Genomic DNA, 11,103 nt, shown 5'->3' with positions numbered 1-11,103 from the left:
AACGGCTCCGCTCTCTGAAGGCTTGGCTGCGTACTCTTCCCCTTCAACGTCGTTCGTTGACTTAAAGACATATTTATTTAATGATACACTCTTTGTGAAAAAAAGTCAAATAAGGCTAGTACATTATTTCGGATGACCTCTCACATTTGCCCATCCAATTAATCGTTAAGCTACTCCTGCAAACCAAAGCCATTTTTCCGCTCGGCATCAGATAAGGAAAGCTCGTTATTCCAAAGGGATTTTTGAAGACTTTGCACCTTCAAGCCCAACTCTATATTCCAGTCACCTAATGGAACAAAGGTGTTGTTCGTCAACTGAATAACACCGCTATCCTTAATCGGCAGCCTTGCTGTTCGACCATTTCTTGTAAACTCGATATCTGTTTTGCCAATGCTATAATCCAATTTAAACCCTTCGGAAAACTCTTTTAATGGGACATAATATTTTCCTCTCATAATAAAAGCAGGTTGATTACTATAGCGTAAATATGCTCCGCCTGATGTGATTGCTAAGGGACGTGTTAAATAAAACATCTCCTTGTGACTAAAGGTATCCACGCCCCATTGCCACGTTTCTTCATACGTAACAGGCAAACTTAAGCCATAGGGAATATAATAAATGAAAGGTGGATAGCTAGCAGGCCTTGCAAAATAATACTGAATCATATATACCTCATCTGAAAGCCAATTAATGCCTTCAGCAGTCGCCTTATACTCCGAGTTATATTTTTTTATAAGCTTTAGCGACTTCAAATCATAAATATAAACAACAGATGCTGTAACAGCATCTTTCACCTGTGTTTCTGCGATTAACACTAGATATTTATTTGAAGGAGACACATACGTTTTTAAATGAGTTGCAGGACCTTGAAACAAAATACTTTTGCTACCCTTAACTGTACCTGTCACTGTCCATTTTATTTGAGCATTGATTGTCTCATTTTGCTTCCTAACCGTTGTTGTCCCAAAGAAAAACGTTGCATCCATTGGTCCATTTGTATGATTTGTTTTCTGGTGAGAGGTTATTTTAACCGTTTCTCCCTTCCCTCCACCATAATTGACAAGATGGCAATTAACGTAATTATTGTCAGGGCAATATACCCCGTAGCCCCCCGATTTGGGATGCGGATTTAATGTGAATTGTGTATCAACCACCTCTCGGGGTTCAATTATTAATCCACCAGAGTAGGCACGCTTATTATCTTTTAAAGAAAAATAGTCATATTCATCCTTTTTCTCAGAATAAATAGAGTAGATTCCTAATGAACGATATAGATGAATCAACCTGGATGAATAGGCAGTCGTCTGATCCTTAAATTGCTTGATTTTACGAACCGTTTTTGTATTATAGTCAAACTCATAAAGTGTGATTAAAAAGTTTTTAGTATACTTCTCCGTCTTACCTTTTTGCATAATGGCAGCATATGCTTTTACACTAGTTGGTGAAATGCTAATTATAGATTTATTTTCATGAATATACCCATCCGCACTATTCAGCTGAATATCTTTATCATTAAATGTGTATTCGTTCATCTTTCTTTTTCCTGTATCGAAGCTGATTTCGGTTGTCTTTACCACAAGCTTGCTAGAATTCAAATCATAATAAATTTGTACTGCATGTCTGATCCTTTCTTCCTTCCCTTCACTGCTTTGACTTACGGCCGCAAAGCTAGTGGATGGCAGGCTTAGAATTAAAATAATGGTAATAATAAGCTTGTACATTTTCCCCATCGAACCCACCCTATAACATGTATTTAAATGAAATAAATCTCACTTAGTATACCTGTTGAAAAATAAGTTTACAATTATTTCTTGATAGATTAGCTGTTTGAAAGTTATATAAATGCAAATAACGTTCTTCAGCTGCCTAATACAGGCGCTGAAGAACGTTGTATTTTGATTAGATAAATTAATGTGCGCTATGGAATATAGAGCAGCTGCCCTTCCTCCACCGCCGACTCATTTAAGCCGTTGTATAGCAAAATCTCCCGCGGATTCAAGCTGTAGCGCACCGCAATGGAATCAAGCGTCTCATCGCGCTGCACGATGCATACCCGAATTTTACGGAATTCCCGCTCATCGGATTGCTTCAAAAACAAATTGCGCCATTCGATCTCATCGCCTGCGGGTTGCTGTGCCTTCGTCTGCTCCAACGCATATTCCGCTGCCTCCTGCTCCGCTGCTTGCCGCGCCAATTGCTCACGCTTGCTCGTTTGCAGCAGCGTCACAAGCCCGACGCCTGATGCAGGCGATGCCGCCGTTTCCGGCGCCTTGCTGCCAAAGGCTATGCGCATCTCCTGCTTCTCAGGCTCTGCCTGCGGCTCCGCACTTGCTTCCTCCGCCTCCTGCCACTCGCTTAAACGTTCGAGCTCGCTCTCCTGCCACGGAGAAGCGTCGTGGCCGCTCTGCTCTGCTGCCGCCGGAATGTAGGCTTCTTCTTCCTGAAGCGGTTGTCCCCCCGGGCTCCAGCCAAGATCCTCCGCTTGCTGATAGGCAGAAGCTCCCTGCTGCCTATCCTGCGCAATGCCATGACCCAGCCCAGTTACAGCTGGCTGCTGCGCATAAGCAGGCGGTGAATTAAAATTCGTGTTAAAGCTCGGCTGCGACCCGGAATGATTTTGCTCCTGAAACCACTCGGCTGCCGACCAGCCTGTATCACGCGGCGAAGGCGAGATCGTAACACCAGCCTCCGGTCCTTCCTCTGCCTCCTCGCGCTCGTCAGCCTCTTCATACGCCTGCTCATTATAAGCATTGTAAGCTTCAAGACCAGAATCAGACTCATTGAGCTCTTGAGCAGCCCCATTAAACGCCTCAGCTTCCTCCTGCTCGCCCCTGAAAGGCAATTGCCCTTCCTGTCCAGCAAAATAAGGCTCCGCTTGCGCTCCCAGAGCAATCTTTGCGACCTCAGCGGCCTCGTCAGCTGCAAAGGGTTCGTCACCACTCCGCCGAAGCTCCTCTTCGAACGATGCCTGACTCGTATCTGCACGATCATGGACGACGGTGAATGGCTCCTCGCGCCACGCCTCCTCCGTCTCCTGCTGCGGCTCTACGAGAATGCCCCGAAGCGACAACACCCCGGTAATGTTAAGCGTACGCGATGACAACAAATCGACGTCGAAATTATCAATTTCCACCGTCACATCGTCCAGCCGCGAAATCCGATTGAGCGGCATTGTAATCTCGACGGGGATGAAATGCTCCAACACCTGAAGCGGAGCGGCTTCATTCGTACTGCGATATACGCCACTTAGCAGCAGCTGGCCTTTTAATACTGCGTGCTCCCCCTGCTCAACAACCTGAATGCGAGGCACAAGCTCAATTTCTTCCAGCTCATCAATATCGGCAACTTCATCCGACAGATGTACGCGTTCATACACATCAAAGCGCAAGCCTTTCGTTTGATCCGTCACGCTCAAGTCCTCCCTCCCTATACTGACCCATTTAAACAATGCTTGGGCTAAAAATGCTACTCTCACTAATTATCTATATGGGCTAGGGGGGGAGAGCATGACTATCTTTTGCAGCAGCTACAATTTAGCTCTTAATTCGGCAAGCCAATCAGGCTCCGGGGCCGCAACCTCCACAGGCAAATCCGTCCACGGATGGGCAAACAGAAGTCGCTCACCATGCAGCGCCTGCGTCTTCAGCAGCTTCACAGAGCCCCCGTAAAGCGCATCGCCAAGCAGCGGATGGCCCAAGTGGCTCATATGGACGCGAATTTGATGCGTTCGACCCGTCTCCAGCTGCAAACGGACAAGCGTAGCCGCTCCATAGTTTTCGACCGCTTCATAGTGGGTTACAGCGGAATCACCGCCCGGTGCAACACGCCTTCTGGAGCGATGATGGCGATCCTTGCCAATTGGAGCATCAACGGTGCCTGCGCCCTGGCGCAGCCGCCCTTGAACGAACGCAATATAGCGGCGGTCGATCGCCTTGCGGCGCATCGCTTCGTCCAGCTTCCACTGGGCGAAATCATTTTTGGAATAAAGGACGGGACCCGAGGTATCATCATCAAGACGGTGGATGTGCCGAACAGGCAGCGGATCTCCCTTCAGCAGCATATGACGTGCCGCCGCTTCATCCAGCGTTCCTGCCTGATTGGCGCCTGTGCCATGCACAGCCATGCCCGCATCCTTATATAGAACGAGGCAAAAATCATCCTCGTACAGAACGATAGGGCGCGGAGCATTCGGCGATAGCTTTGCTTGGCGATACAACTTATCGCTATGCGGATCAGCAGCGGGAAAAGCGAGCAATTGAACACGTTGTCCGTCAAAACGGATGCCTCCGATAGAGAACAGCCGATTAATCCATTTTTCTGGAAAAAGAGAACGGGCCAGCAGCCACTGCCGCACGTAATGCGGATGACTGCCGGCCTCGAGTGATCCGGTGCTTTCTCCAGGCTGCCCGTCGTTTTTTTGCACAGACCATGAGCCTTCTGACAGCTCCTGCCAATCCAGCTCAAGCCACTCCCCCGCCCGCTTATAGTGAAGCATTGGCATGGAATGAAACCTCCTATTTTGAAATGCCATCGCCTAGCTTATTGCTTGCTAGAGAACTACAATCTGCTCAAAGCAGCCGCGTTGGCAGCAATCGTTGCATCAATATCTTCATCGGTATGGACAGCCGATACGAACATGCCTTCAAACTGCGATGGAGCGACGCTCACGCCAAGCTCCAGCATAGCGGCAAAATACGCCTTGAAGCGCTCTAAATCGGATGTTTTGGCTGTATCGTAATTGATGACATGCGTTTCGGTGAAAAACGGACATACCATCGAGCCGACACGATTAATCGTCGAAGCAATGCCAGCCGCCTTCGCATTTGCTTCAAAGCCGCGCTGCAACCGAACCGCTTGGCGCTCCAGAAGCTCATATGTTTCCGGCGTCAGTAGCTTGAGCGTCGTATAACCAGCAGCCATCGCCAGCGGATTGCCGGACAGCGTGCCCGCCTGATAAATTGGACCACTCGGCGCTATAAGCTCCATCAGATCGCGTCTGCCGCCATAAGCGCCGACCGGCAATCCGCCCCCGATTACCTTGCCGAAGCAAGTGATATCTGGCTTAATTCCGTACAGCCCTTGCGCACTGCTGTAGTGGACGCGAAAACCGGTCATTACTTCATCAAAAATAAGCAGGCTGCCGTATTGCTCCGTTATATCACGCAGGCCTTGCAGAAAGCCCGGAAGCGGCGGAACTACGCCCATATTGCCGGCAATCGGCTCGACGATGACGCAGGCAATTTCCTCGCCATATTTTTCAAATACGAGCTTGATCGACTCGATATCATTGTAAGGCACGGTTATCGTCTGCGAGGCAATGCTCTCTGGAACGCCGGGACTATCAGGTAAGCCTAGCGTCGCCACACCGGAACCCGCTTTAATGAGCAAGCTGTCGGCATGACCATGATAAGAGCCTTCAAATTTGACGATTTTGCTGCGCTTCGTAAAGCCGCGTGCAAGACGCAAAGCGCTCATCGTCGCTTCTGTGCCGGAGTTGACCATCCGAACCACATCGACCGAAGGCAAGCGCTCGCACACCAGCTCCGCCATAAGCGTCTCCAGTTCAGTCGGTGCCCCAAAGCTGGTGCCTTTTTCTGCGGTACGCTTGATCGCTTCGACAACTTCGGGATGCGCATGACCCATAATGAGCGGTCCCCATGAAGCGACGTAATCAATATAGCTGTTGCCGTCGATATCAAATACGCGGCTGCCTTGGCCGCGCTCCATATAAACCGGGTTCAAGCCTACGGATTTAAAAGCGCGAACCGGACTGTTCACACCGCCGGGAATGACTTGCTTGGCCCGCGCGAATGCCTCGCGTGAGCGTGTATCGCTTCTGCCTGTAGATGAATGATTCATCGACTATTCAGCCCCTTTCAACCAGCGTGCCGCATCCTTCGCATGGTACGTAATCAAAATGTCCGCACCAGCCCGCTTCATTCCGGTCAGCGTCTCCAATACGATAGCGCGCTCGTCAATCCACCCATTTGCCGCTGCCGCTTTTACCATCGCATATTCGCCGCTCACATTGTACGCTGCCACCGGCAGGTCAAAATGCTCCTTAAGCAGGCGAATAACGTCCATATACGCAAGCGCTGGCTTAACCATTAGCATATCCGCGCCTTCAATGACGTCAGACTCCGCTTCCCGCAGCGCCTCGCGCGCATTGGCAGGATCCATCTGATACGTCTTGCGGTCGCCGAATTGCGGTGTTGAATGCGCCGCTTCACGAAACGGTCCATAAAAAGCGGAAGCATATTTGACCGCGTAGGACAAAATCGGAATATGCGTAAAGCCCGCTTCGTCTAAGCCTTCGCGAATAGCGCCCACGAAGCCGTCCATCATGTTGGATGGAGCGATCATATCCGCGCCTGCCTCTGCTTGGGAAACGGCTGTACGAACAAGCTGTATCAGCGAGGCATCATTATCAACCTCTGCGTTGCCTGTACGCTCATGCACATGGATTAGGCCGCAATGGCCATGATCTGTAAATTGACAAAGGCATGTATCTGCAATAACGAGAAGCTCTGGCGCCCAGCTCTTCACCGCACGGATGGCCTCTTGCACAATGCCATCAGGCGCAAATGCGGAGGTGCCTTCGCTATCTTTGTCAGCAGGAACGCCAAACAGCATGACGGATGGAATACCCAGAGCCACAACCTCTCTGATCTCCTCTTCCAAGCGGTCTAATGAAAAATGATAAACGCCTGGCATTGACGCGATTTCTTCCTTCACGTTCGTGCCCACCGTTACAAAAATAGGATAAATAAAATCATTAGCAGAAAGCGCCGTTTCCCTAACCATGCTGCGAAGAGCGGCGGATTGCCGCAATCTCCGATGTCTTACGACAGGAAATGCCATCTTCTATTCCTCCTCCAACTGTTTTGTGAGGCTTGCGCTATGCGAATTACGGCTAGCATTTGCCTCATTTGTTAGCTGCACCAAGTATTTGCCCATCTGTACAAGCGTAAACAGCTGTCCTTGTATTCGGCGGCAATGCTGCCGTTGCGAGGGTGAAATACAAGCTGATTTTAATTATGAAACTTATGAATGCTTATATATTAAAAAATAATGCCTTATGTCCGTTCTGCACTGCGGTACTTAATCATCGCATCAATAAGCGATGGAATTGTCGCCTGCTCAGCCTCAGCGGCTACACGCAGGCCTGCTTCTTTCATCGTAGCTGATGTCAGCGGCCCAATGCTGATCGCCGGAATGTCCAAAATCGCTTGAACAGGATCGCTAATGCCGCTGCGGCGCAGCTTCTCCAGCAGGTTCGTCACCGTGGAGGAGCTGGTGAACGTAATCATGTGAATCTGCTGCTCGTTGATCCATTCCAGCACCTGATCATCCTGCGTATCGGCAAGCACGGTTTCGTATACGTCAATTTCCGTTGGCAGCAGTCCCTTGGCTGCCAGTTCGCGCGGCAGCACCTCACGCGCCAAGTCACCACGCGGCAGCAGTACCCGCTCGCCAGCCTGCAGCTCGTCAGCAAGCTGCTCCAGCAGCCCTTCAGCCTGAAACTTTGCTGGCAGCAGCTCGACAGTCAGCCCGCGATTTTCCAGCGCCTCGGCTGTCCTCGGGCCAACGGCGGCGATTCTCGCCTTATGGAAGCGCCGGATATCAATGCCGAAGCGCCGCAGCCACCGATAGAAATACTCCACGCCATTTACGCTCGTGAACATGAGCCAGCCATATTGCTCCGCTTCCGAAAGTGCAGCACGCAGTGTAGCGACCGCTGAGGCCTCCTGAGGCTCGCGGATATCAATGACAGGATATTCGCATGGTTCGCCGCCCAGCTCATCTACAAGGTCAGCCAGCTCGCTTGCCTGTGCTCTCGCTCGCGTTACAAGCACGCGCGTGCCAAACAGCGGCTTGCTTTCGTACCACTGCAATTGCTCCCGCTGCAGCACTACATCGCCAACGACAATGACAGCTGGCGGCTGAAAATTAGCCTCCCGCACCATTTGCTCAATCGTAGCAAGCGTGCCGACAACGGTCTGCTGCTCGACTCTCGTTCCCCAGCGCACTAACGCAACAGGCGTCGTGCCAAGCTTGCCATGCTTCATGAGCTGATTGGCAATATAGCCAATTTTGGCTACGCCCATTAGAAAAATAAGCGTTCCTGTAGCATTCGTTACCTTGTCCCAATAGATCGAGCGATCCAGCTTATCAGGGCTTTCATGTCCCGTAATGATTGAAAGTGAGGAAGCGAAATCACGATGTGTCACCGGAATGCCAGCATAAGCAGGCACAGCAATCGCAGAAGTAATACCGGGCACAATTTCAAAGCTTATGCCGTTCTCCTTAAGCAGTCCCGCTTCCTCGCCTACGCGGCCAAAAATCGTCGGATCGCCACCCTTAAGCCTCGTCACTACCTTGCCTTGCAAAGCAAGGTCCACAAGCAGCTGGTTAATTTCCTCCTGCTTCATCGTGTGGCGATCGGGAAGCTTGCCTACGTATACTTTCTCAGCGCCCGGCTTCATATGTGCAAGCAGCCTTGGGCTTGCCAAGCGGTCGTAGACGACAACGTCGCTTTTCTTCAGATACTCCAAGCCGCGAAGCGTAATCAGCTTGGCGTCACCTGGCCCCGCGCCAACCAAATAAACGATACCTTTCCCCATCATGGCTATCCCCCGATTTCCGCTAAAATGCGGTCCGCTCCTCTTGCAATAAGCGCTGCGGCCACTTCCTTACCCAGCGCCTCTGGATCGCTGCCCCTCTTGATTTCCTTCAGCAGCACTTCTCCATCCGCCGAGCCTACAATTCCAGTTAGCATAAGCTCCGCGCCTTCCAGCGTACCGTCTGCCCCTTTACACACAACGGCATGTGCGCCAATCGGAATTTGGCAGCCGCCATTAAGCGCGCCAAGAAAGCTCCGCTCGGCCCGAACCGCATAAGCGGTTTCGGCATCATTAAATAAATCAAGCAGCTCGCGAATCTGTCCGTCATTTCCTCGGCATTCTATACCAAGCGCACCTTGCCCAACAGCCGGCACCGATACGTCCTCCTGCAAAAAGGCAGATATACGGTTTTCCCAGCCCATTCTGCTGAGACCAGCGGCTGCAAGAACGATGGCATCGAACCCTTCCGTTTCCAGCTTGCGAATACGGGAATCAATGTTGCCTCTAATGGATTGTACAACTAAGTCGGGACGCAGATTTTTGAGCTGAGATGAGCGGCGCAGGCTGCTCGTTCCAACTTTTGCGCCCTGCGGCAAAGCAGCGAGACTGTCTCCCTGCTTCATAATGAGGCAATCGCGCGGATCAACGCGCTTCGGAATCGCCCCATTCACTAACCCCTCAGGCAGCTCATATGGCATATCCTTCATGCTATGGACCGCCATATCAATTTCGCCATCCAGCAGCGCTTGCTCGATCTCCTTTACGAACAATCCTTTTCCGCCAACCTTCGATAACGTCACATCGAGAATTTGATCGCCTTTTGTGACGATTTTTCGAATTTCGAACGAATAGTCGAAGCCATGCTGCTCACTGATTCGTTTAAGCTCGTCAATCACTTGCCCTGTTTGTGTAAGCGCCAGTGCACTTTGGCGGGTCCCTACGATTATGGTACGCTTTTCCTTAATGTGTGCTGTCATTTATGTATTCCTCCTGTCAGTTGCTGCGATGAGCCGCCTAATCCAGCCGTCTAAATCGCCGTCTTCCTCGCCTTGCCATGGCGCTTCGTGCGCTGCAAGCTTCAACACCTCGCGTCGCAGCCTATGGTCGGCTATGGTGAGCTTCACCCGTTCACGAAGCTCCTTCAGCCTAGCTGTACTGCCTATATATTCCGAGCCATACTGCTTCGATAGCTCCTCCCGAATACGAGAGGATAACGCCGGGCTCGCTCCTGATGCAGAAACGGCAATGACCAGTTCGCCGCGCCTCACAACCGACGGATTAATAAAAGTTCCTTCCCCTGCCTCATCTGCACGATTAACCCAGATGCCAGCTTGCTCGCCATCCAGCATAATTTGGCGATTCAGCTCGGCCTGATCCGTAGCGGCAAAAAGAAGCCGTGCCGCCTTCGCATCCTCGCTCGCATAAGCTCTCGCTTCCGCCTCGATATGACCAGTACGCGCAAGCTCCTCTAGCTGCGGAGTAAAAACAAGCGCAATAACCGTCACCTGATCGGCTCCCGCCTCAAGCAGCCCCAGCACCTTGCGCTCGGCAACAGGGCCTCCGCCCACAACGATGCAGCGGCTTCCTTGAAGCTTTAGCATTACCGGATAGTAGCCGTTCATAAACATCACCTAACTTCTAATGAAAATTAGATACGTAGCTTGCCAGCAAATTAAGAACTAGAAAGCTGAACGCCATAATGTGCAGCTTCGCAAGCTGCGTACTCGTGCGATTAAGCAGCGACCGGTTAACTACAAAAATGATATATGCAATTAGAGCGAGGAAGGAAGTAATCACTTTCCAATCCAGCAGCAGCATCGAACGTCCCTCAATAAGCAGCAGCGTCACCGCAAGCGACAGCGACAAAGCAAGCAGTGGAACACCGATAATGACAGCGCGATCAGAATATCTTTCGATTTTATCAAGGCTTGGCAGCCTTCTCACATATTTGGACCAGCGCTTCTCCCTCAGCTCACGATGCAGAAAAATGTACATCCCGGCGAAAATAACGCCTATGGTTAATGCCACGTAGGAAACGAGCACGAGGCTAATATGCACAATTAGCAGCTCTCTTGCTGTTGCAGAAATCGCAAACATCGCCTCATTGCCCGGCTTGCTGTATAGATTAAGGGCCAGCACGGCAAAACCAACGACGTTTACAAGAAACACAATAAACTCTATTTTGAAGAAACGGCTAATTACAAGCGATATAGAAACCAGGAGCCAGCAAAACCCTAACCAATATTCAAAGGTTGATATCGTCGCCACTTCAAAGTGCGACACGATTCGCGAAATCAAAAATAACGTCTGTAAAATCCATACAAAAATAAGTAGCCCTGTACCCATCCGTTTCGCTCTCCGGCTTGCGTCCATAAAATCGGAGAAATAAAACAGAAGGCTCAGGGCGTATACATAAAGTATCGCGTCATACAACCAGTTTAGCGTTGCCATAAATGCCTCCACATCGCCGCCCTATGCG

At 50.6% G+C, this 11,103-nt stretch carries 9 protein-coding genes and 1 other annotated feature (1 of these 10 only partly in view); all 9 genes read right to left on the bottom strand.

The annotated features are described in order from the left end of the window. Nucleotides 1-56: a binding site (T-box leader), on the bottom strand (it extends 177 nt beyond the left edge of the window). Nucleotides 57-170: 114 nt separating this feature from the next. Continuing rightward, the gene (locus V5J77_RS08025) at nucleotides 171-1,730 is read right to left on the bottom strand and encodes a hypothetical protein (protein WP_338555252.1); all 1,560 of its coding nucleotides are present in this window, start codon (nucleotides 1,728-1,730) and stop codon (nucleotides 171-173) included. Between the two features lie 188 nt (nucleotides 1,731-1,918). After that, nucleotides 1,919-3,409 carry a LysM peptidoglycan-binding domain-containing protein gene (locus V5J77_RS08020; RefSeq protein ID WP_338555251.1) on the bottom strand — a complete coding sequence of 497 codons (1,491 nt, stop codon included), beginning with the start codon at nucleotides 3,407-3,409 and terminating at the stop codon, nucleotides 1,919-1,921. A gap of 117 nt (nucleotides 3,410-3,526) precedes the next feature. After that, nucleotides 3,527-4,501, bottom strand: a complete 975-nt coding sequence (locus tag V5J77_RS08015; protein WP_338555250.1) for an RluA family pseudouridine synthase — start codon at nucleotides 4,499-4,501, stop codon at nucleotides 3,527-3,529. Nucleotides 4,502-4,557: 56 nt separating this feature from the next. Then, nucleotides 4,558-5,859: a glutamate-1-semialdehyde 2,1-aminomutase gene (gene hemL, locus V5J77_RS08010; RefSeq protein ID WP_338555249.1), complete on the bottom strand. Its 1,302-nt coding sequence runs from the start codon at nucleotides 5,857-5,859 to the stop codon at nucleotides 4,558-4,560. A 3-nt stretch (nucleotides 5,860-5,862) separates the two neighbouring features. Next, nucleotides 5,863-6,861, bottom strand: coding sequence for a porphobilinogen synthase (gene hemB, locus V5J77_RS08005; protein ID WP_338555248.1), 999 nt, complete (start codon nucleotides 6,859-6,861; stop codon nucleotides 5,863-5,865). A gap of 215 nt (nucleotides 6,862-7,076) precedes the next feature. Next, nucleotides 7,077-8,627 (bottom strand): uroporphyrinogen-III C-methyltransferase, encoded by a 1,551-nt coding sequence (gene cobA, locus V5J77_RS08000; protein WP_338555247.1) that lies wholly within the window; start codon nucleotides 8,625-8,627, stop codon nucleotides 7,077-7,079. Between the two features lie 2 nt (nucleotides 8,628-8,629). Further along, nucleotides 8,630-9,601 carry a hydroxymethylbilane synthase gene (gene hemC / locus V5J77_RS07995; protein ID WP_338555246.1) on the bottom strand — a complete coding sequence of 324 codons (972 nt, stop codon included), beginning with the start codon at nucleotides 9,599-9,601 and terminating at the stop codon, nucleotides 8,630-8,632. Further along, the gene (locus V5J77_RS07990; RefSeq protein ID WP_338555245.1) at nucleotides 9,602-10,246 is read right to left on the bottom strand and encodes a bifunctional precorrin-2 dehydrogenase/sirohydrochlorin ferrochelatase; all 645 of its coding nucleotides are present in this window, start codon (nucleotides 10,244-10,246) and stop codon (nucleotides 9,602-9,604) included. A gap of 16 nt (nucleotides 10,247-10,262) precedes the next feature. Beyond that, a complete protein-coding gene (ccsA, locus tag V5J77_RS07985) occupies nucleotides 10,263-11,075 on the bottom strand; it encodes a cytochrome c biogenesis protein CcsA (protein WP_338555244.1) in 813 nt (270 codons plus the stop codon). Nucleotides 11,076-11,103 lie beyond the last annotated feature (28 nt).

Source organism: Paenibacillus sp. KS-LC4, assembly GCF_036894955.1.
In the GTDB taxonomy this organism is placed as follows: domain Bacteria; phylum Bacillota; class Bacilli; order Paenibacillales; family Paenibacillaceae; genus Pristimantibacillus.
The sequence above is the reverse complement of the archived record's forward strand: the minus strand, read 5'-3'. Positions and strand labels throughout refer to the sequence as shown.

Bases quoted from the DNA above. Each gene is read 5' to 3' on its own strand.
- V5J77_RS08025 (WP_338555252.1), bottom strand. From the start codon at position 1,730: ATGGGGAAAATGTACAAGCTTATTATTACCATTATTTTAATTCTAAGC.
- V5J77_RS08015 (WP_338555250.1), bottom strand. From the start codon at position 4,501: ATGCCAATGCTTCACTATAAGCGGGCGGGGGAGTGGCTTGAGCTGGAT.
- hemL (WP_338555249.1), bottom strand. From the start codon at position 5,859: ATGAATCATTCATCTACAGGCAGAAGCGATACACGCTCACGCGAGGCA.
- hemB (WP_338555248.1), bottom strand. From the start codon at position 6,861: ATGGCATTTCCTGTCGTAAGACATCGGAGATTGCGGCAATCCGCCGCT.
- cobA (WP_338555247.1), bottom strand. From the start codon at position 8,627: ATGATGGGGAAAGGTATCGTTTATTTGGTTGGCGCGGGGCCAGGTGAC.
- hemC (WP_338555246.1), bottom strand. From the start codon at position 9,601: ATGACAGCACACATTAAGGAAAAGCGTACCATAATCGTAGGGACCCGC.
- V5J77_RS07990 (WP_338555245.1), bottom strand. From the start codon at position 10,246: ATGAACGGCTACTATCCGGTAATGCTAAAGCTTCAAGGAAGCCGCTGC.
- ccsA (WP_338555244.1), bottom strand. From the start codon at position 11,075: ATGGCAACGCTAAACTGGTTGTATGACGCGATACTTTATGTATACGCC.